This window comes from Kineosphaera limosa NBRC 100340 (assembly GCF_000298215.1).
Lineage (GTDB): Bacteria > Actinomycetota > Actinomycetes > Actinomycetales > Dermatophilaceae > Kineosphaera > Kineosphaera limosa.
Map to the genome: position 1 here is coordinate 91,817 of NZ_BAHD01000005.1, position 20,859 is coordinate 112,675.

A 20,859-nucleotide genomic window follows, 5' to 3' on the forward strand; every position below is an offset into this window, starting at 1 on the left:
TCCGGGATAGCGATGACGAGCAGCGAAGGCAGGTGCAGGCGGATGACCGAGCAGACTCCCGCTGGCCGTTCGGACGCCTCCGGGGCGCCACAGGGCCACAGCGTCGTCATCCTCACCGGCATGTCCGGGGCGGGGCGCAGCACCGCTGCGCACGCGATGGAGGACCTGGGCTGGTACGTCGTCGACAACCTGCCCCCGCAGATGCTCGCGCCGCTCGTCGAGCTCACAAGCAGCGGAGCCGGTGGCAGGCCTCCCGTGTCGCGGCTGGCGGCCGTCGTCGACGCCCGCAGCGGCGACCTCTTCGACGCCTTTCGGCACGCCGTGGAGGATCTGCGCGCCGCCGGCAGCGAGCCGCGCATCGTGTTCATGGACGCCAACGACGAGACCCTCGTGCGGCGCTTCGAGAGCGTTCGCCGACCGCACCCGCTGCAGGGCGACGGTCGGCTGCTCGACGGCATCCAGAACGAACGCGAGTTGCTCGCCGACCTGCGCGCCGACGCCGATCTCGTCGTCGACACCTCCGGGCTGAACGTGCACCAACTGTCGGCAAAGGTGCGCGACGCGATGGGCGGGCGCGCGGCGAGTGCGCGGCTGCGGATCGCGGTGGTTTCCTTCGGCTTCAAATACGGGGTGCCCCTCGACGCTGACCTCGTGTTCGACATGCGCTTCCTGCCCAATCCGTTCTGGATTCCGGAGCTGCGGCCGTTCACGGGGCGCGATCAGCAGGTCGCCACCTACGTGCTGGAGCGGCCCGGCGCGGCGGAGTTCATCGAGCGGGCGGTCGATCTGCTGGAGACGATGATCGCCGGCTACCTGGCCGAGGGGCGTCGGTACATCACGCTGGCCGTCGGTTGCACGGGCGGCAAGCACCGCTCGGTGGCCATCGCCGAAGAACTGGCCGTGCGGCTGAGCACCGACGAGATCGCGACCCTGCTCTTCCACCGCGACCTGGGGCGCGAATGAGTCGCACGACCGTCGTCGCGCTCGGCGGTGGGCACGGACTGGCGGCGACGCTCGGGGCCCTGCGGCATGTGACCGACGGGCTGACCGCGATCGTCACCGTGGCCGACGACGGCGGCTCCAGCGGGCGGCTGCGCGGCGAGTACGACGTGCTGCCGCCAGGCGATCTGCGGATGGCGCTGGCCGCGCTGTGCGACGACTCCGAGTGGGGGCATCTGTGGCGCGACGCGCTGCAGCACCGCTTTCCCGGCGGCGGCCCGCTCGGCGGGCACGCGCTGGGGAACCTGCTCATCGTCAGCCTGTGGGACCTGTTGGGCGACACGGTCACCGGACTGGAGACGGTGGGGCGGCTGCTCGGGGCCCGCGGGCGGGTGCTGCCGATGGCCGCAGTGCCACTGGAGATCACCGCGCGGGTGCGCGGGGCCGATCCGGCGCACCCTCGGGAGATCGAGTTGGTCCGCGGTCAGGTGGCCGTGGCCAAGTCGCCGGGGGAGGTGCTCAGCATCGCCCTCGATCCACCCGATCCTCCCGTGCATGCCGACACCGTGCAGGCCGTGCTCGACGCCGACTGGGTCGTGCTGGGGCCGGGATCGTGGTTCACCTCGATCATGCCGCACCTGAAGGTGCCCGACCTGGCGCAGGCGCTGCGCACGACTGAGGCCGGCCGCATCCTCACCCTCAACCTGGAGTTGAACACCGGCGAGACGAACGGCTTCTCCGCCGCCGACCACCTGCAGGTGTTCGCCGCGCACGCCCCGCAGATGCGCCTGGATGTCGTGCTCGTCGATCCGAGCGTCGTCGGGTCCAACGGGCAGCGCGAGCAGCTGACCCAGGCGGCGCAGGCGATGGGCGCGCGACTCGTCGTCGCTCCGGTCGCCCAACTCGAGGACGGGCACAAGCACGACACCTTGCGTCTGGCGGCGGCCTATCGCGACATCATCGACGACCGCCGGTGAGCTCGACCGGGTCTAATCCCGGCAAAACGGTCAAAAAGTGCCTCTGATGAGTTGGCGAAGGCTGGAACCTTTCTGGGGTGCAACGGAACTCACGTGCCCCAGGGGTGTGCACGGGCGCGTGCGGTGCCGGCTCGGTGCCGCGGCGATGGCAGGATGACCCTCATGGCGATGACGGCGAAGGTGAAGGACGAGCTGAGTCGGCTCCCGGTGACGAAACCGTGCTGCCGCAAGGCCGAGGTCGCGGCGACCCTGCGGTTCGCCGGGGGTCTGCACATCATCTCCGGGCGCATCGTCATCGAGGCCGAGCTGGACACCGCCAGCGCCGCCCGACGCCTGCGCGCCGCCCTGACCGAGTTGTACGGCGTCAACAGCGAACTCATGGTCATCTCCGCGGGGGGACTGCGTCGCACCAGTCGGTACGTGGTGCGGGTGCAGGAGGGTGGCGAGGCGCTGGCCCGGCAGTCCGGCCTCATCGACGTGCGGGGTCGTCCGGTCCGCGGGCTGCCGCCGCGCGTAGTCAACGGTTCTACCTGCGACGCCGAGGCCGCCTGGCGTGGGGCCTTCCTGGCCCACGGCTCGCTGACCGAGCCGGGCCGCTCCTCCTCGCTGGAGGTCACCTGCCCCGGGCCGGAGGCGGCGTTGGCGATGGTCGGCGCGGCCCGCCGGCTCGAGCTGTCGGCCAAGGCGCGGGAGGTGCGCGGCGTCGACCGGGTCGTCATCCGCGACGGCGACGCCATCGGCGCCATGTTGACCCGGATGGGCGCGCACGACGCGGTGCTGGCCTGGGAGGAGCGCCGGGTGCGCCGGGAGGTGCGCGCGACGGCCAACCGGTTGGCCAACTTCGATGACGCCAACCTGCGCCGCTCCGCGCGGGCCGCGGTGGCCGCCGGCGCCCGGGTCGAGCGGGCGCTGGAGATCCTCGGCGACGAGATCCCCGACCATCTGCGCGAGGCGGGCAATCTGCGCCTGGAGCACAAGCAGGCGAGCCTGGAAGAATTGGGCGCCCTTGCGCAACCGCCGATGACCAAGGATGCCGTCGCGGGCCGCATTCGGCGACTGCTGGCGATGGCCGACAAGCGCGCGCAGGAACAAGGCATCCCAGGTACCGAGGCCGTGCTCACCGAAGAGATGCTCGACGCCTGAGCGGCGACGGGCGTCCAGGGCCGTTGGCCCCGCATCCCACCTGATGTGCCGGGTACGTCTTCGGCCGCGAGATTCTTCGGTGGCTCGATGTTCGCCGGACCCTGGAATCTAATAGGGTCGGGGGTGATCGTACGAGGAGGTACGAGTTCGCCGCGTCGGCACAGCACTGCTCGCAGCCGGCGCACGTGGATGCCTGCACACCCGCGGGGACGACCCGTGGTGTAGCGCAGCGGCGAACACTCTGTCCGAGAACACCTTTCAGGAAGGCTCAGCTGTGACTGTACGTGTGGGTATTAATGGCTTCGGACGTATCGGCCGGAACTTCTTCCGCGCCGTCAAGGACTCCGGCGCCGATGTCGAGATCGTGGCCGTCAACGACCTGACCGACAACAAGACCCTCGCCCACTTGTTGAAGTACGACTCGATCCTCGGCCGTCTCGACGGCGAGGTCACCTACGACGACGACTCCATCACCGTCGACGGGCACAAGATCGCTGCCTGGGCCGAGCGCGACCCGGCCAAGCTGGACTGGAAGAGCGTCGGCGCGGACATCGTCGTCGAGTCCACCGGCTTCTTCACCGACGCGACGAAGGCCAAGGCGCACATCGACGGCGGCGCCAAGAAGGTCATCATCTCCGCCCCGGCGAAGAACGAGGACATCACGATCGTCATGGGCGTCAACGACGACCAGTACGACGGCAGCCAGAACATCATCTCGAACGCCTCGTGCACGACGAACTGCCTCGCGCCGATGGCCAAGGCCCTCAACGACGACCTGGGCATCGTCAAGGGTCTGATGACGACGATCCACGCCTACACGCAGGACCAGAACCTGCAGGACGCGCCGCACAAGGACCTGCGCCGCGCCCGCGCCGCCGCCCTGAACATCGTCCCCACGACGACCGGTGCCGCCAAGGCCGTGGCGCTCGTGCTGCCCGAGCTCAAGGGCAAGCTCGACGGCTACGCGCTGCGCGTTCCCACACCCACGGGCTCGGCGACCGACCTCACCTTCGAGGCCGGCCGTGAGACGACGGTCGAAGAGGTCAACGCGATCGTCAAGAAGGCCGCCGAAGAGGGCCCGCTCAAGGGCTACCTGGTGTACACCGAGGACCCGATCGTCTCCAAGGACATCGAGACCGACCCGGCGTCCTGCATCTTCGACGCCGGCCTGACCAAGGTCATCGGCAACCAGGTCAAGGTCGTCGGCTGGTACGACAACGAGTGGGGCTACTCCAACCGCCTTGTCGACCTCTGCCAGCTCGTCGGCAAGTCGCTCTGAGACGTTCCGCCTCGCTAACTAGGCACATCATCGGCGTGCGCCGGGTGACCGACGTTCCGGTCGCTCGGCGCACGCCGCTTTGTCGGCCCCTGCCCACCGAGTCGTGGCAGCGCTGCGCCGACTCCGATTTCACCGCCCTCGCGGCATCGCAGAACCAGACTTAGGAGTGCTCATGCAGACCACTGACGATCTCCTCGCCGGCGACGTACGCGGCAAGCGCGTGCTCGTGCGCAGCGACCTCAACGTTCCCCTCGACGCCGACCGCAATATCACCGACGACGGCCGCGTGCGCGCCTCGGCCCCCACGATCAAGGCCCTCGCGGATGCCGGCGCCAAGGTCATCGTCGTCGCTCACCTGGGCCGACCCAAGGGCGCCCCGGAGGAGAAGTACTCGCTCCAGCCCGTCGTCGGCCGCCTCTCCGAGCTGGTCGGGCGTGAGGTGAAGTTCGCCGCCGACACCACCGGCCCGTCGGCGCAGGAGGTCGTGGCGTCGCTGTCCGACGGCGATGTCGCCCTGCTGGAGAACCTGCGCTTCAACGCCGGGGAGACGAGCAAGGACGAGACCGAGCGCGGCGCCTTCGCCGACGAGCTGGCCGGCCTGGCCGACGCTTTCGTCTCCGACGGCTTCGGCGTCGTGCACCGCAAGCAGGCGTCGGTCTACGACGTGGCGACCCGCCTGCCGCATTACGCCGGCGCGCTCGTGGGCACCGAGGTCGACGTGCTCAAGCGGCTCACCCAGGACCCGCAGCGCCCGTTCGCCGTCGTGCTCGGCGGTGCGAAGGTCAGCGACAAGCTCGGCGTCATCGCCAACCTGCTCAACGTCGCCGACCGGCTGCTCATCGGCGGCGGCATGGTGTTCACCTTCCTCAAGGCTCAGGGCCACGAGGTCGGCAAGAGCCTGCTGGAGGCCGACCAGATCGACACCGTCAAGGGCTACCTCGAAGAGGCCCAGGCCAAGGGCGTGGAGATCGTGCTGCCGACCGACATCGTCGTGGCGGAGGCGTTCTCCGCGGACTCCCCGCACGAGGTTGTCGCCGCCGACGCGATCCCCGCCGACCAGATGGGCCTGGACATCGGCCCGGAGTCGGCCCAGCTGTTCGCCGACAAGCTCTCCGACACCAAGACGGTCTTCTGGAACGGCCCGATGGGCGCGTTCGAGATGGCGCCCTTCGCCGCCGGCACCAAGGCCGTCGCGCAGGCCCTCGTCGACGTCACCAAGGACGGCGCCCTGACGGTCGTCGGTGGCGGCGACTCCGCTGCGGCCGTCCGCCAGCTCGGTTTCGCCGACTCCGACTTCGGACACATCTCCACCGGTGGCGGCGCCTCGTTGGAGTACCTGGAGGGCAAGACCCTCCCGGGCATCGACATCCTCTCCAAGTGAGCGCCGCTCACCCGATCACCGACGAAAGGCAACGATGAGCCAGCGCACTCCGCTCATGGCGGGCAACTGGAAGATGAACCTCGACCACACCGAGGCCACGCACCTGATGCAGAAGCTCGACTGGACGCTGAAGGACGCCAAGCACGACTACTCGGCCGTCGAGGTCGCCGTGCTGCCGCCGTTCACCGACCTGCGCACCGTGCAGACCCTCGTCGAGGGCGACAAGCTCGACATCAAGTACGGCGCGCAGGACCTGTCGCCGCACGACTCGGGCGCCTACACCGGCGACATCTCCGGGGCGTTCCTGGCCAAGCTCGGCTGCACCTACGTGGCCGTCGGCCACAGCGAGCGCCGCGAAGGCCACGGCGAGACCGACGAGTTGCTCAACGCCAAGGTCAAGGCCGCCTACAAGCACGGGCTCATCCCGATCCTGTGCTGCGGTGAGGCCCTCGAGGTGCGCAAGGCGGGCGGCCAGGTCGCCCACGTGCTCGCGCAGATCGAGGCCGACCTCGACGGGCTGCCCGCCGAGCAGGCCAAAGACATCGTCATCGCCTACGAGCCCATCTGGGCCATCGGCACCGGCGAGGTCGCGACCCCGGAGGATGCCCAGGAGGTGTGTGAGGCGATCCGCGGCAAGCTCGCCGAGCTCTACGGCCAGGAGCTGGCCGACGGCGTGCGCATCCTCTACGGCGGCTCGGTGAAGTCGAGCAATGTCGCCGACATCATGGCCAAGCCGGATGTCGACGGCGCCCTCGTCGGCGGTGCCTCGCTGAAGGCCGAGGAGTTCGCCGGCATCGCCGGGTTCCAGCGCAGCTGAAGGTAGTTCGCACCCCAGCGCCGGCCCCGGTCGCACGTGAGCACCCGGGCCGGCGCGTGGGTCGCGTTGCATCGACCCCCGGGTCGGTGCAGTATCCTGATGGTCGGCCATGCCCGGAGATCCCGTGCACTCCGACGACGAAACGAGTTCCCCACCGTGGACGTGTTGCACATCGCCCTTCAGGTCATGCTCGTGGTGACCGGTCTGTTCCTCGTGCTGCTCATTCTCATGCACAAGGGTCAAGGCGGCGGTATGTCGGAGATGTTCGGCGGCAGCATGCAGAGCACCATGGGCGGGTCCTCGGTGGCAGAACGAAACCTCAACCGCATCACGATCACGGTGGCCCTCGTGTGGCTCGCCTGCATCGTCGGTCTGGGACTGCTGACGCGCTTCGCCTGAGACAGGGGTTTCGCCCCCGTCGATCACCGCATGCGCACCGGTCCGCTGCGATATCGTGGTGCGATCGGCTGCGCAAGGGACTGGTGAAACATGGCCGGATCTAACGTCATTCGTGGAAGTCGCGTCGGTGCTGGACCGATGGGGGAGGCCGAGCGCGGCGACGCCGCCCCCCGGCTGACCGTCTCGTACTGGTGCGCCCGCGGTCACGAGACCGCCCCGAGCTTCGCCATCGAAGAAGGCGCGACCGTGCCCGAGCAGTGGGACTGCCCCCGGTGCGGTCTGCCGGCCGGGCGTGACCAACAGAACCCGCCCGAGCCGCTGCGCAACGAGCCGTACAAGACGCACTTGGCGTACGTGAAAGAGCGGCGCACCGACGCTGACGGGCAGAATCTGCTCGACGAGGCACTGAGCGCCCTGCGCACGCGCCGCGGTCGCGGCTGACGCTCGACACAGGCTGCGGCGTGCGGGGAAGAACCCCGCACGCCGCAGCCTCTCTGAGCGGGTGGCTACGGCTGGGGCTCGACGGGTCCGGCCGACTGCGCGCCGCCGCCACGCTTGGCCGCCGACAACCGCGGCAGCCCGTCGCGCAGCGTGCGTTCGTAGACCTCGTCGGCGTCGAGGCGGGCCAGCTCGTCGGCCAGGCACTCGGCGTCGGAGCGCCGCGCCAACGCCAGTCGCCGCATCGGCTGGCCCACCTGCTCCAGGGTGGCCACCGAGCCGTCGGGCCGGTCGAGGTCGACCGACCCCGAGGGGCGCTGCAACCGAACCCCGATGATGCCCGTGCCAGGTCGAGTGTGCTCTCGGGTCACCGGGGCATCGAGGTAGGTGGCGAGCCAGGCGGCGAGCAGGTCGCAGGCGGCCGAGTCTTGGCCGCCGGTGACCGTGATGGCGGTGACCGGTTCGAAGGGCGGCTGATCGAGGGCGGCCGCGAGCAGGCCGCGCCACTTCGTCGTGCGCGTCCACGAGAGGTCGGTGTCACCAGGGGTGTACGTCTTCGCGCGACCCAGAATCGACTTCGTCGGGTCCACCGAGTGCTCCGCGTCGGTGATCCGACGCGACGCGAGGGAGCCCACGGGGTCTGCGGCGGCGTTCTTCGGACCGTTCTGCGGCCACCACGCGACGATGGGGGAGTCGGTGAGCAGCAGCGGCAACACCACCGACTCCCCGTGCCGGGTCAGCTCGCCGTAGAGGCGCAACACGACGACCTCGCTGGCGCCGGCGTCTCCGCCGACCCTGATCTGCGCGTCGATGCGGTTGGCGGCGCGGCGGTTGCCGGTCACGAGGCACACGATGCGGCTGGGGTGTTGGCGGGTCGCATCACCGGCGACGTGCAGCACGGTCTCGGCGCCGTGCTCGTCGGTGATCGCGACGAGCGTGAGAACCCGCCCCAGCGCCATCGACCCGACGTCGTCGCGCAGTTGCACGAGCTTCTTGGTCACGGCCTGCACGCTGGTGGCCGGCAGGTCGACGATCACGGCATCCTCCAGTGGCGTCCGTCACGGGCCAGCATGTCGTCGCTGGACTGCGGTCCCCACAACCCGGATTCGTAGGCCTGCGGGCTGTGCTTCTCACGCGCCCAGGCCTGAGTGACCGGGTCGAGGATCTGCCACGACAACTCGACCTCCTCGTGCCGCGGAAACAGCGGCGGGTCGCCGAGCAACACGTCGAGGATGAGTCGTTCGTAGGCCTCGGGGCTGGACTCGGTGAAGGCGCGGCCGTAGCCGAAGTCCATCGTCACGTCGCGCACCTCCATCGAGGGGCCGGGCACCTTGGAGCCGAACCGGATCGTCACGCCCTCGTCGGGCTGTACCCGGATGACGATGGCGTTCTTGCCGAGCTCCTCGGTGTCGGTGGCGGAGAAGGGTAGATGCGGGGCCTTCTTGAAGACGACAGCGATCTCCGTGACGCGTTTGGCCAGCCGTTTGCCGGTGCGCAGGTAGAACGGCACTCCGGCCCAGCGCCGGTTCTCCACGGCGAGCTTGAGCGCCGCGTAGGTCTCCGTGGTGGAGCCGGGGTCGACGCCGTGTTCCTGCAGGTAGCCCATCACCTTGTCGCCGCCCTGCCAGCCCGCGGCGTATTGACCGCGGGCGGTCGCCTCGGTGACATCTCCGGCCAGGCGCACGCAGGAGAGCACCTTCTCCTTCTCGGCGCGCAGGTGGACGGCGTCGAAGGCCACGGGCTCTTCCATGGCGGTCAGCGCCAGGAGTTGTAGCAGGTGATTCTGGATGACGTCGCGGGCGGCGCCGATGCCGTCGTAGTAGCCGGCGCGACCGCTGATGCCGATGTCCTCGGCCATCGTGATCTGCACGTGGTCGACGTAGTTGCCGTTCCAGATGGGCTCGTACATCTGGTTCGCGAAGCGCATCGCCAGCAGGTTCTGCACCGTCTCTTTGCCGAGGTAGTGGTCGATGCGGAAGACGGAGTCGGGGGCGAACACCGACTCCACGATGTCATTGAGGGCGCGCGCGCTCTCGAGGTCGTGACCGAACGGTTTCTCGATGACGACCCGGCGCCACGCATCGCCTTGCGGTGCCGCCAGGCCGCTGCGTTGTAGCTGCTGGCACACCTGGCCGAAGCTGCCAGGCGGGATGGACAGGTAGAAGGCGTGGTTGCCGCCGGTGCCCCGCTCCGCGTCGAGCGCGAGCAGGGTCTGCGCGAGGTCGTCGAACGCGGCGTCGTCGTCGAAGGTGCCCTGCACGAACCGCAAGCCCTCGCACAGTTGCCGCCAGACGTCCTCCCGGTAGGGAGTGCGGGCGTACTGGCGGACCGACTCGTGCACGACCTCGGCGAAGTCCTCGTGATCCCAGTCGCGGCGGGCGAAGCCGACCAGCGCGAAACCCGGCGGCAGCAGGCCCCGGTTGGCCAGGTCGTAGATCGCGGGCATGAGCTTCTTGCGGGCCAGGTCGCCGGTGATGCCGAACATCACCATGCTGCACGGCCCGGCGATTCGCGGCAGTCGCTTGTCCCGCGGATCCCGCAGCGGGTTGAGGCCCGGGCCGATCACGACCCCTGTCATCTCGGTTCCCGTCATTCGGCGCCGGCCCGCTGCAACTCGCCGTCGACGGACTCCAGCAATTCCTCCCAGGAGGCCTCGAACTTGGTCAGGCCCTCCTGCTCGAGTTGCTCCACCACCTGGGTGTAGGAGATGCCCAGGCGCTCCAGGTCGTCCAGCGTCGACGCCGATTGCTCGTACTGACCGACGATCGTGTCGCCGGTGACCTCGCCGTGGTCGGCGACCGCCTGCAACGTCTTCTCCGGCATGGTGTTGACCGTCTCGGGAGCGATGAGCTCGGTGACGTACATGGTGTCGGGATACTCGGGGTTCTTCACACCGGTCGAGGCCCACAGCGGACGCTGCTTGTGCGCCCCGTCGTCGCCCAGGTTGGCCCACCGCGGCGTCGAGAACACCTCCTCGAACGCCTGATAGGCGAGCCGGGCGTTCGCGATGCCGGCCTTGCCCGCCAATGCTCGGGCCTGGTCGGCGTGCTCACCGTCGGCCAGCTGCTGCAAGCGCTGGTCGACCTCGGAGTCGACCCGAGAGACGAAGAACGAGGCCACCGAGTGGATGCGGGACAGGTCCCGCCCGTGCTCGCGGGCCTGCTCCAGACCGGTCAGATAGGCGTTCATCACCCCGCGGTAGCGGTCGATGCCGAAGATGAGGGTCACGTTGACGTTGATGCCTTCGGCGATCGCCTCGGCGATTGCCGGTAGCCCTTCGACGGTCGCCGGGATCTTGATCATGACGTTGGGCCGGTCCACCGACTGCCACAGGCGCCGGGCCATGTCGAGAGTGCCCTGTTTGTCGCGCGCGAGCCGCGGGTCGACCTCGATCGAGACCCGGCCGTCGACGCCGTCGGTGGCGTCGAAGACCGGACGCAGCACGTCGCAGGCGTCCTGCACGTCGCGAGTGGTGAGGGCCCAGACCGCCGACTCGACGTCGGCGCCCTCGGCCGCCAGTTGCGCGACCTGCTGGTCGTAGGCGCCGCCCTGGGTGAGGGCCGCCGCGAAGATCGTGGGATTCGTCGTGACGCCCACGACCCCCAGCTCCGCCACCTTGCGGCCGAGTTCGCCGGAGGTGAGCATCGGGCGGTTCAAGTCGTCCAGCCAGATCGAGACGCCCGCCCGGGCGACATCCGCCAACCGCGGGTTGGCCGATGCCTGCCCGGGTGTGTTTGCTGTCATCGGCTCAGTTGCCTTCCTCAAAGGTGGCGGTGGCGACGACCGGCGCGTCGCCTCCCGGAACGGCGTCGGAGACGCGGGCCAGCGACGCCTCGGCGGCGGCCACGACGGCCTCGGCGGTGAATCCGAACTCCTGGAACAGTCGCTTGCCGTCCGCGGAGGCGCCGAAGTGGTCGATGGCCACGATCTTGCCCGCGTCGCCGACGAACTCGCGCCAGCCCAGCGACGAGCCGGCCTCGACGCTGACCCGGGCGCGAACGGCCGCCGGCAGCACCTGCTCCTGGTAGGCGGCGTCCTGCTCGGCGAACCACTCGACGCACGGCATCGAGACGACCCGGGCGGCCACGCCCTGCGTCTCGAGCGTCGCGGCGGCGGTCACGGCGATCGAAACCTCGGAGCCGGTGGCGATGAGGATGACGTCGGGCGTGCTCTTCGATCCCTCCACCAGCACGTAGGCGCCCTTGGCGACGCCGTCGGCACCGGCCATCGTGGAGCGGTCGAGCACGGGCAACGCCTGACGGGACAGGATCATCCCGGTGGGCCGGCCGTGGCGCGCCAGTACCTGCTTCCACACCTGGGCGGTCTCGTTGGCGTCGGCCGGGCGCACGATGTCGAGGCCGGGGATGGCGCGCAGCGAGGCCAGGTGCTCGATCGGCTGGTGGGTGGGTCCGTCTTCCCCGAGGCCGATGGAGTCGTGGGTCCACACGTAGATCGCGTCGCACTGCTGGATGGCGCCCAGGCGCACGGCGGGCCGCATGTAGTCGGAGAACACGAGGAACGTGCCGCCGTAGGGCCGGGTCAGGCCCTCCAGCGCGATGCCGTTGAGGATCATGCCCATGGCGTTTTCCCGCACCCCGAAGTGCAGCGTGCGGCCGTAGGGGTTGCCGCGCCACATGGCGGTCTGGCGGTCGTCGGGCAGGAACGACGGCTGGCCAGCCATCGTCGTGTTGTTGGACTCGGCCAGGTCGGCCGAGCCGCCCCACAGCTCGGGCATGACGTCGGCCAGCGCGGTGAGCACCTTTCCGCTGGCGGCGCGGGTCGCGATGCCCTTCTCGTCGGCCTCCCACGACGGCAGAGCCGCGTCCAAGCCCGCCGGCAGCTGCCCCGCCTGCACCCGCTCCAGCAGCTGGGAGCCCTCGGGGTTGGCCTGCTGCCACGCGGCGAACTGCTCGTTCCAGGCCTGCCGGTGCAGGCGGCTGCGCTCGGCGCGGGCCTTGCGGACCGCTGCGAGCATCTCCTCATCGACCTCGAAGGTCTGCTCGGGGTCGAAGCCGAGCTCTCGCTTCAGGCCCTTGACCTCGTCGTCGCCGAGCGCCGAGCCGTGTGACTTGCCGGTGCCCTGCGCCTTGGGAGAGGGCCACGCGATGACCGTGCGCAGCATGATGAACGTGGGCTTGTCGAGAACCTTCTTGCCCTCCTCGATGGCCGCGAAGAGCGCGTCGACATCCTCGACGTAGGTGGGGCTCGTGGTGCCGTGATTGGTGCGCCACTCCACGACCCGCACGTCCCAGCCGTACGCCTCGTAGCGCTTGGGGACGTCCTCGGAGAAGGAGATGTCGGTGTCGTCCTCGATCGAGATCTGGTTCTGATCGAAGATCAGCGTGACGTTGCCCAACTGCTGCGTGCCGGCCAGGGAGCTGGCCTCGCTGGCGACGCCCTCCATCATGCAGCCGTCGCCGGCGACGATGTAGACGTGGTGGTCGAAGACGCTCTCGCCGGGTGCGGCGGCCGGGTCGTAGAGACCGCGCTGGCGACGCTGGGCCATCGCCATGCCGATGCCGGTGGCGACGCCGGAGCCCAGCGGGCCGGTCGTGAGGTCGATCCCCTGCGTGTGGTGCACCTCGGGGTGCCCGGGAGTCTTGCTGCCCCAGGTGCGCAACGAGGAGATGTCGGACTTCTCCAGGAAGCCGTCGAAGAACAACTGGATGTACTGGGTGAGGCTCGAGTGGCCGTTGGAGAGCACGAACCGGTCGCGGCCCAGCCAGTGCGGGTCGGCGACGTCGTGCACGATGACGTTCTGGTAGAGCAGGTAGGCCAGCGGCGCCAGGCTGATGGCGGTGCCGGGGTGACCGTTGCCGGTCTTTTGCACCGCGTCGGCGGCGAGCACGCGCGCGGTGTCTACCGCACGAACATCCGTGTCGGTCCAGCCGAGGGACTCGGCTTTGGGCGGCGACACGTTGCGGGTGGTCTGATCTGCCACGATGGGTGCTCCTCTCGGGCTCCGCCGCGCTGGTCGTGCGGAGCCAAAGGCCCGGGACGACGGGGGTGACGGCGGGTGGACGATGTCAGGCTCGACACTAACGGTGTGGACCGACAAGGTGCACCGGGGAGTTGCTGCCGTGCACGGACACGGCAGCACCGGACTTGCTACGGTCACGGGAGCGCTTTGCCCTTAGACTGGCCGGGTTCTCGCCGGTGCCGCGTCAGCCCAGGGCATTCCCGCAGCCGCCGGTGAGCGTCTCGACTCGGCCGACCGCCGCCTGAAGCAAAGGACACCGTGACCGCACTTCAGCCACGCCACAGTCCCTCGCTCGACGCGTCTGCGCCCGGGGGCCCGGCGTCGATCCTCGTGCCGCGGCGGGCCAGCGTGTCCGACTACATCTCGTTGACGAAGCCGCGGATCATCGAGCTGCTGCTCGTCACGACCTTTCCCGTGATGTTCCTCGCGCAGCGCGGGGTGCCCCCGGTCGGCCTTATCGTGGCCACCCTCGTGGGCGGCACGCTGTCGGCGGCCAGCGCCAACGTCTTCAACTGCTACTTCGACCGCGACATCGACCGGCTCATGCATCGCACCGAGCGGCGGCCGCTGGCCACCGGACTCATCGAGCCGGGGCGGGCGCTGGTCTTCGCGTTCGTGCTGGGCATCGCCTCGGTGCTCATCCTCGGCTTCGCGGTCAACTGGCTGTCGGCCGGCCTGTCGCTGGCCGCCATCGGTCTGTACGTCATCTTCTACACGCTGATGCTCAAGCGCCGGACCAGCCAGAACATCGTTTGGGGCGGGGTGGCCGGCTGCATACCGGTGCTCATCGGGTGGAGCGCGGTGACCAACTCACTGGCGTGGGCGCCCGTCGTGTTGTTCCTCGTCGTGTTCTTCTGGACGCCCCCGCACTACTGGCCGCTGTCGATGCGGTTCAAGGACGACTACGCGGCGGCGGGGGTGCCGATGTTGCCGGTCGTCGAACAAGACATCACCGTCGCCCGCCAGATCGTGCTCTACACATGGGCCACCGTGGCGGTCTCCCTCGTCTTGGTACCCGTCGGCGGCATGGGCTGGATCTACCTGGTCACCGCCGTGCTCGCCGGTCTGGTCTTCGCCCACGAGGCGCACGTGCTGCTGCGCCGCGCCGGAGCACCGGAGAATCGCACGCTGGCCTCCTTGCGGCCCATGCGGCTGTTCCACTTCTCGATCAGCTACCTGACGATCCTCTTCGTCGCGGTCGCCGTCGACCCCCTGCTGCACCTGCCGCTGCCGTTCTGAGCGCCGGCCCGCCCTAGCAACGCGGGGCCCAGTCGGTCGGCCACCGCCACCAATCGGCGGCTCAGTCTGACCAGCGGAAGTAGCGCAGGGCGAGTGCGGTGCCGAGCAGCCCCCATGCCAGCAGCACCAGGGCGGCACCGGCGTCGAAGTGACCAAGGTGCAGGGCGCCACGCAGACCGTCGGCCAGGGCGCCGGAGGGGAGCAGCTCGGCGATCGTGCCGAGCCCGGCGGGCATGGCCTGCGGCGGGATGAGGACGCCACCCAGTGCCAGCAACAGCACCCACACGAGGTTCGCCAGCGCCAGCACCGCTTCGGCGCGCAGCGCCCCGGCCAGCAGCAGCGCCAGCGCGACGAAGACCCACGACCCCAGGAGCCAGAAAAGAGTCGCCACCGGCAGACCGATCAGGCTCGGGCGCCAACCCAACGCCAGGCCGAGGCCCGCCAGCACGACGAATTGCACGACGGCGACCGCCAGCACCGCCAGACCCTTGCCGGCGAGCAGACCCGCCCGGCCCAGCGGGCTGACGCCCAGCAGCCGCAGCACCCCGTAGCGGCGATCGAAGCCCGTCGAGATCGCCTGACCCGTGAAGGCGGTCGAGAGCACGGCCAAGGCCAGCACCCCCGGCACCGCGACATCGATGCGCTCACCCGGCCCCAGCGACGGGGCCTGCGATAACGCCAGGCCCACCAGCGCCAGGGCCGGCAAGATCAGCGCCACGAGCAGCTGCTCGCCGTTGCGCAGCAGCGTGCTGGTCTCGAACCGCGCCTGCGCGAGCACCCGGCGAGCGAACGGAGCAGGCCCGATCGGCCCCGCCGGATCCGCCGCGACGGGGGCAGCGGAGGAGGGGGTGCGGTTGGTCATGAGTCCTCCGAATTGCCGGTCAGGGCGAAGTAGGTGGCCTCCAGGCTCGCGCCGGGCGGCACGACCTGGGCCAAGGTGCCCTGCGCCACCGCTTTGCCCGAGGCGACGATGACGACGTCGTCGGCCAGCCGCTCGGCCTCCTCGAAAGAGTGCGTGGTGACGATGAGCGTGCGTCCGGCGTCGCGCTGCTCGCGCAGCAACCGCCAGGTCTCCAGGCGGGCGTGGGGGTCGAGTCCCGCGGTCGGCTCGTCGAGGAAGGCCACCTCCGGGCGCCCCAGCAGCGCCGCCGCCAGGGCGACCTTCTGTCGTTGGCCACCGGAGAGCCGGCGTACCGGCGTCCTCTCGAAGGGGCCGATGGCCAGGCGGTCGATCCACTCCGAGGCCACCCGCTGGGGGGTTTGCGCGCCGGCGTACAGCCGCGCCAGGTGCTCCAAGAGTCGACGGGCGCCCACCGTGTTCGGCAGTCCACCGTCCTGCAGCATGACCCCGACCCGCGCCCGGTGCCCGGCCTCCGCCCGCCAGGGATCCTCGGCCAGCACGCGCACACTGCCCGCGTCCGGGCGCAGCAGCCCGAGCAGACAGGCGATGGCGGTCGTCTTGCCGGCGCCGTTAGGGCCCAGGATCGTGGTGATGCGTGCCCGGCGCGCTCGCAGCGACATGTCGTCGACCGCGAGGCACGAACCGAAACGTTTGACCAGACCCTCGACGACCACCGGCGCCGGCTCGTCGTCGGCCGGCACCGCGCGCTGACCTGGTGCAGACGGATCTCGGTGGTCGGTGGGCACGACGCGATCCTAGAGGAATCGCCGCGTTCGACCGGCGCCCCCGGGGGCCGCCGGGTTCGCGCGCCGACCGGTAGCATGACGGCGTGACAACACTGGTGTTGACCGTCATCGGAGACGATCGTGCGGGGCTCGTCAGCGCCCTGTCGGAGGCCGTTGCCGCCGCCGGCGGCAACTGGGAGCAAAGTCATTTGGCCGAGTTGGCCGGCAAGTTCGCCGGCATCATCCTCGTCACTGCACCCGCCGACAAGGCCGGTGCGGTCGCCGATCGCCTGCGGGCCGTCGACGGTGCCCTCGAGGTCGTCGTGCAAGAGGGCGAGGTGCAGGATGTCGGCGCGCAGCCGTCCGTCGGTCGCGAGCTGGTCGTCGAGCTCGTCGGCAACGACAGCCCCGGCATCGTGCGGGAGATCTCCGGCGTGCTGCACCGCCACGACGTCAGCATCGGCGGCATGACCTCGGACACCCGCGACGCCCCGATGTCCGGTGGGCGGCTCTTCGAGGCGCGGATCACGGCCGTGGTGCCCGATCAGCTCGACACCGCCGATCTGCGGGCTGATCTGGAGAAGCTCGCGGGCGAACTGCTCGTCGATCTCGAGCTCGCCGACGCCTGAGCGCCCCACTCGAGGGAGCCCACGGCAGGAGTAGGTCGAAAAACACCTGGTCAACTGCCCGCAGGCAGAGGTAAGGCCGACCTTACTAGCTGACTCCCAGGCAATTAGGCAAGAATGCCCTTGTGTTTATCGGCGACTTGGCATCCGAGCGGCGTGCGGAGACCCTCCGCGACGCCGAGGGGCCCCGTGCGCCGACCGACGAGGGCACCCGGGCGCGCGTGCTCGGGCACGTGCTGCGACTCGGTCCGGTGACGGCCGCGGAGTTGGCGCATCGCCTCGACCTGACCCCCACGGCCGTGCGCCGGCACCTGGAGTGGCTGACCGACTCGGGTGACATCGCGCCGTCCGAGACCGCAGCCAGCGGCACGCGTCGCGGGCGGGGCCGCCCGGCACGCCACTACGTCGTCACCCCGGCCGGCCACCGTCGGCTCGACTCCGACTCCGCCGACATCGCCACCCAGGCGTTGCGCTTCCTGGCCCGGCACTCCGGACCGGCGGCCGTGGAGGAGTTCGCCCGCGAGCGCTTCGCGGCACTCGAGGAGCGATACGCGGTCGCGGTCCGGCAGGCGGGCGACGATCCGCGCGCCCGCGTCGACGCGCTGGCTCGCGAGCTGACCGCCGACGGATTCGCGGCGACGGCGCGGCCGGTGGGAATCGACACTCCCCTCGAAGGCGTTCAACTATGCCAAGGGCATTGCCCGATGCACCGCGTCGCCGCCGAGTTTCCGCAGCTGTGCGACGCCGAGACCCAGGCGTTCGCGCGGCTGCTCGGAGTGCACGTGCAGCGACTGGCTACGCTCTCCGGCGGCGAACACGTCTGCACGACGTTCGTGCCGAGCGCGCCCGAGTCGAGCACGCGCCGCGACTCCCGCGATCACCGGGACTCCCACGACCACCACAACCACAGCAGCACGCAGGACGAAAGGACACCGCGATGAGCACGAACATCGAGGAGCTCAACCCGGGCCTGAAGGACCTCGGGCGCTACGAGTACGGCTGGCATGACGCCGACGCGGCCGGTGCGTCCGCGCGGCGCGGTCTCAACGAGGGTGTCGTGCTCGACATCTCCGACCGTAAGAGCGAGCCGACCTGGATGCGCGACCTGCGCCTCAAGGCCCTGCGCTTGTTCGGCAAGAAGCCGATGCCGCACTGGGGCAGCGACCTGTCGGGCATCGACTTCGACAACATCAAGTACTTCGTGAAGTCCACCGAGAAGCAGGCCACGAGCTGGGAGGACCTGCCCGAGGACATCAAGAACACCTACGACCGCCTCGGCATCCCGGAGGCGGAGAAGCAGCGCCTCGTCGCGGGCGTCGCCGCCCAGTACGAGTCGGAGGTCGTCTACCACCAGATCCGCGAGGACCTGGAGGAGAAGGGCGTCATCTTCGTCGACACGGACACGGGCCTGCGCGAGCACGAAGAGCTCTTCAAGGAGTACTTCGGCTCGGTCATCCCGCCCGGTGACAACAAGTTCGCCGCGCTGAACACGGCCGTCTGGTCCGGTGGCTCGTTCATCTACGTGCCGCCGGGCGTGCACGTCGACATCCCGCTGCAGGCCTACTTCCGCATCAACACCGAGAACATGGGCCAGTTCGAGCGCACGCTGATCATCGCCGACGAGGGCTCCTACGTGCACTACGTCGAGGGCTGCACGGCGCCGATCTACAAGTCCGACAGCCTGCACTCCGCGGTCGTCGAGATCGTCGTCAAGAAGGGCGCCCGCGTGCGCTACACGACGATCCAGAACTGGTCGAACAACGTCTACAACCTCGTCACCAAGCGCGCGACCTGCGAGGCCGGCGCGACGATGGAGTGGGTCGACGGCAACATCGGCTCCAAGGTGACGATGAAGTACCCGGCGGTCTTCCTGCTCGGCGAGCACGCCAAGGGCGAGACCCTGTCGATCGCCTTCGCCGGCGAGGGCCAGCATCAGGACGCGGGCGCCAAGATGGTGCACGCCGCGCCGCACACCTCCAGCTCGATCGTCTCCAAGTCGGTCGCGCGCGGCGGTGGCCGCACCTCCTACCGGGGTCTGGTGCAGATCATGGAGGGCGCCGAGCACTCCAAGTCCTCGGTGGTCTGCGACGCGCTGCTGGTCGACAACATCAGCCGCTCCGACACCTACCCCTACGTCGACGTCCGCGAGGACGACGTCCAGATGGGCCATGAGGCGACGGTCAGCCGCGTCAGCGACGACCAGCTCTTCTACCTCATGTCCCGGGGCATGAGCGAGGAGGAGGCGATGGCGATGATCGTGCGCGGCTTCGTCGAGCCGATCGCCCGCGAGTTGCCCATGGAGTACGCGCTCGAGCTCAACCGCCTCATCGAACTGCAGATGGAAGGAGCGGTCGGCTGATGCCGTTGGTCAGCAAGGAAACTGAAGTTGGGCTGCCCGTCGACGCCGGTGACAAGGCGCTCCTGGGCACTCCCGGTAGCGACGCTGCCTTGTCGAACGTGCAGGCGAGCGACGCCTTCGCGCACGCCGTTCCCGAGCAGTCGCGGGCGCAACGAGCCACCTCGTTCGACCCCGCCGACTTCGCGGTGCCGACGGGCCGGGAGGAGGAGTGGCGGTTCACCCCCGTCGACCGGCTGCAGCCGTTGTTCGCCGACGGCCAGGGCAGCGGCCACCTCGACTGGCAGTCACAGTTGCCGGAGGGCGTGACCTCCGAGACGATCAGCGCGGCCAAGGCCCGTGAGCTGACGCTCATGAGCCCGGCCGACCGGCCCGCCGCGCTGGCGTTCGCGCGCAGCGGCGGTGCCGTGCAGGTGGACATCCCGAACGACGCCGATGTCACCGAGCCGATCCGCATCGACCTGCGCGGCACCGACGGTGCCCAGGCCGGCGACCCGGTGTTCGGGCACCTCATCGTCACGGCCGGCCGGCACAGCCGGGCCACCGTCGTCATCGCGCACTCCGGGCGCGCCGACTACTCCGAGCTGCTGTCGGTCATCACCGGCGACGGCGCCGAGCTGTCGGTCGTGAGCCTGCAGGAGTGGGACGACGAGGCGCTGCACCTGGGCCAGCAGGACGTGGTCGTCGGGCGCGATGCGACCGTGCGGCACATCGCGGTGACCCTGGGCGGCAAGGTCGTGCGGCTGTGCGTCAACGCGCGGTACGCCGGCCCGGGCGGCACCTTCCAGGGGCTCGGCGTGTACTTCGCCGACGCCGGGCAAGATCTGGAGCATCGCCTGTTCGTCGATCACGAGGCGCCGCGCTGCACCTCCGACGTCGAGTACAAGGGCGCGCTGCAGGGCGAGACCGCGCACACCGTGTGGGTCGGCGACGTGCTGATCCGCGCGGAGGCCGAGGGTACCCAGACGTACGAGCTGAACCGCAACCTCGTGCTCACCGACGGCGCCCGCGCCGACTCGGTGCCCAACCTGGAGATCGAGACCGGGCAGATCGAGGGAGCCGGGCACGCCTCGGCGACCGGCCGATTCGACGACGAGCAGCTGTTCTACCTGCGCAGCCGCGGCATCCCCGAGAGCGAGGCGCGCCGGCTGGTCGTGCGCGGCTTCTTCGCCGCGATCGTCGCGCGTATCGGCATCCCCGAGGTCGTCGAGCACCTCATGGCGGCCATCGACGCCGAGCTGGAGACCTCCATGGGCGCCGACGCCGACGACAAGGCGGTTCGCGAGGTCGTGCAGGAGGCCACTTCGTGAGCCTGCCCGCCACCTACGAGCTGGTCTGCGGGCTGGAGGAGTTGCCGCAGGTCGGTGCCGCGCTGGCTGAGATCGGCGGCGAGAAGGTCGCCATGGTGCGCACCGCCGACGGCACCGTGCACGCCGTGCAGGACACCTGCACGCACGGCGCCGTGAGCTTGTCCGAGGGCGAGGTCGAGGGCTGCGCGATCGAGTGCTGGCTGCACGGTTCGCGGTTCGACCTGCGCACCGGCAAGCCGCTGACCCCGCCGGCGACCGTCCCCATCCGTGTCTATTCCGTGAAGATCGAGGGCACCGACGTGTACGTCTCCGTCGCGCCCTCCGCGGCCGAAGAGAACTGAGAGAACCT

General features: G+C 69.9%; 20 protein-coding genes. 14 read left to right on the forward strand and 6 right to left on the reverse strand.

The window, feature by feature from the left end:
* Positions 1-42: 42 nt before the first annotated feature.
* From rapZ to KILIM_RS02315, 8 genes are all read left to right on the forward strand, one after another.
* Positions 43-963, forward strand: coding sequence for an RNase adapter RapZ (gene rapZ / locus KILIM_RS02280; protein ID WP_006590994.1), 921 nt, complete (start codon positions 43-45; stop codon positions 961-963).
* A complete protein-coding gene (locus KILIM_RS02285; protein ID WP_006590995.1) occupies positions 960-1,916 on the forward strand; it encodes a gluconeogenesis factor YvcK family protein in 957 nt (318 codons plus the stop codon). Before rapZ ends, KILIM_RS02285 begins: the two co-directional genes overlap by 4 nt.
* Before the next feature lie 162 nt (positions 1,917-2,078).
* A complete protein-coding gene (whiA, locus tag KILIM_RS02290) occupies positions 2,079-3,059 on the forward strand; it encodes a DNA-binding protein WhiA (protein ID WP_006590996.1) in 981 nt (326 codons plus the stop codon).
* A 274-nt stretch (positions 3,060-3,333) separates the two neighbouring features.
* On the forward strand, positions 3,334-4,338 hold the full coding sequence (gap, locus tag KILIM_RS02295) for a type I glyceraldehyde-3-phosphate dehydrogenase (RefSeq protein ID WP_006590997.1): 1,005 nt from the start codon (positions 3,334-3,336) through the stop codon (positions 4,336-4,338).
* A gap of 172 nt (positions 4,339-4,510) precedes the next feature.
* Positions 4,511-5,719, forward strand: a complete 1,209-nt coding sequence (locus tag KILIM_RS02300; protein WP_006590998.1) for a phosphoglycerate kinase — start codon at positions 4,511-4,513, stop codon at positions 5,717-5,719.
* A 34-nt stretch (positions 5,720-5,753) separates the two neighbouring features.
* A complete protein-coding gene (gene tpiA, locus KILIM_RS02305) occupies positions 5,754-6,536 on the forward strand; it encodes a triose-phosphate isomerase (protein ID WP_006590999.1) in 783 nt (260 codons plus the stop codon).
* Between the two features lie 156 nt (positions 6,537-6,692).
* Entirely contained in the window at positions 6,693-6,935 is a 243-nt protein-coding gene (secG, locus tag KILIM_RS02310; protein ID WP_006591000.1) for a preprotein translocase subunit SecG, read from the forward strand.
* 90 nt (positions 6,936-7,025) lie between these two features.
* Positions 7,026-7,376, forward strand: coding sequence for an RNA polymerase-binding protein RbpA (locus tag KILIM_RS02315; protein WP_006591001.1), 351 nt, complete (start codon positions 7,026-7,028; stop codon positions 7,374-7,376).
* A gap of 65 nt (positions 7,377-7,441) precedes the next feature.
* Here the strand turns inward: KILIM_RS02315 and KILIM_RS02320 are convergent, their stop codons facing one another.
* The 4 genes from KILIM_RS02320 to tkt are packed head-to-tail and all read right to left on the reverse strand — an operon-like array spanning position 7,442 to position 13,314.
* Positions 7,442-8,410 carry a glucose-6-phosphate dehydrogenase assembly protein OpcA gene (locus KILIM_RS02320; protein ID WP_006591002.1) on the reverse strand — a complete coding sequence of 323 codons (969 nt, stop codon included), beginning with the start codon at positions 8,408-8,410 and terminating at the stop codon, positions 7,442-7,444.
* Entirely contained in the window at positions 8,407-9,951 is a 1,545-nt protein-coding gene (gene zwf / locus KILIM_RS02325; protein ID WP_006591003.1) for a glucose-6-phosphate dehydrogenase, read from the reverse strand. Before zwf ends, KILIM_RS02320 begins: the two co-directional genes overlap by 4 nt.
* A gap of 11 nt (positions 9,952-9,962) precedes the next feature.
* The gene (tal, locus tag KILIM_RS02330) at positions 9,963-11,117 is read right to left on the reverse strand and encodes a transaldolase (RefSeq protein ID WP_006591004.1); all 1,155 of its coding nucleotides are present in this window, start codon (positions 11,115-11,117) and stop codon (positions 9,963-9,965) included.
* A gap of 4 nt (positions 11,118-11,121) precedes the next feature.
* Complete coding sequence (tkt, locus tag KILIM_RS02335) at positions 11,122-13,314, reverse strand: transketolase (protein WP_006591005.1); 2,193 nt, start codon at positions 13,312-13,314, stop codon at positions 11,122-11,124.
* A 297-nt stretch (positions 13,315-13,611) separates the two neighbouring features.
* On the opposite strand from tkt, the gene KILIM_RS02340 reads away from it, so the two are divergent.
* Entirely contained in the window at positions 13,612-14,592 is a 981-nt protein-coding gene (locus KILIM_RS02340; RefSeq protein ID WP_006591006.1) for a heme o synthase, read from the forward strand.
* Between the two features lie 61 nt (positions 14,593-14,653).
* Here KILIM_RS02340 and KILIM_RS02345 read toward each other — a convergent pair whose 3' ends face one another.
* Positions 14,654-15,454, reverse strand: coding sequence for an ABC transporter permease (locus tag KILIM_RS02345; RefSeq protein WP_006591007.1), 801 nt, complete (start codon positions 15,452-15,454; stop codon positions 14,654-14,656).
* Positions 15,451-16,194 (reverse strand): ABC transporter ATP-binding protein, encoded by a 744-nt coding sequence (locus tag KILIM_RS02350; RefSeq protein ID WP_006591008.1) that lies wholly within the window; start codon positions 16,192-16,194, stop codon positions 15,451-15,453. Before KILIM_RS02350 ends, KILIM_RS02345 begins: the two co-directional genes overlap by 4 nt.
* A 128-nt stretch (positions 16,195-16,322) precedes the next feature.
* Between KILIM_RS02350 and KILIM_RS02355 the strand changes: the two genes are divergently transcribed.
* The 5 genes from KILIM_RS02355 to KILIM_RS02375 all read left to right on the forward strand — a co-directional run bounded on the left by KILIM_RS02355 (position 16,323) and on the right by KILIM_RS02375 (position 20,851).
* Positions 16,323-16,847 (forward strand): glycine cleavage system transcriptional repressor, encoded by a 525-nt coding sequence (locus KILIM_RS02355; RefSeq protein ID WP_006591009.1) that lies wholly within the window; start codon positions 16,323-16,325, stop codon positions 16,845-16,847.
* Between the two features lie 122 nt (positions 16,848-16,969).
* Positions 16,970-17,785, forward strand: a complete 816-nt coding sequence (locus KILIM_RS02360; RefSeq protein WP_006591010.1) for a helix-turn-helix transcriptional regulator — start codon at positions 16,970-16,972, stop codon at positions 17,783-17,785.
* A complete protein-coding gene (gene sufB / locus KILIM_RS02365) occupies positions 17,782-19,203 on the forward strand; it encodes a Fe-S cluster assembly protein SufB (RefSeq protein ID WP_006591011.1) in 1,422 nt (473 codons plus the stop codon). The genes KILIM_RS02360 and sufB overlap by 4 nt, the downstream gene beginning before the upstream one ends.
* Positions 19,203-20,510: a Fe-S cluster assembly protein SufD gene (sufD, locus tag KILIM_RS02370; protein WP_006591012.1), complete on the forward strand. Its 1,308-nt coding sequence runs from the start codon at positions 19,203-19,205 to the stop codon at positions 20,508-20,510. The genes sufB and sufD overlap by 1 nt, the downstream gene beginning before the upstream one ends.
* Positions 20,507-20,851, forward strand: a complete 345-nt coding sequence (locus KILIM_RS02375) for a non-heme iron oxygenase ferredoxin subunit (protein ID WP_006591013.1) — start codon at positions 20,507-20,509, stop codon at positions 20,849-20,851. The genes sufD and KILIM_RS02375 overlap by 4 nt, the downstream gene beginning before the upstream one ends.
* The last annotated feature ends 8 nt before the right edge of the window (positions 20,852-20,859 follow it).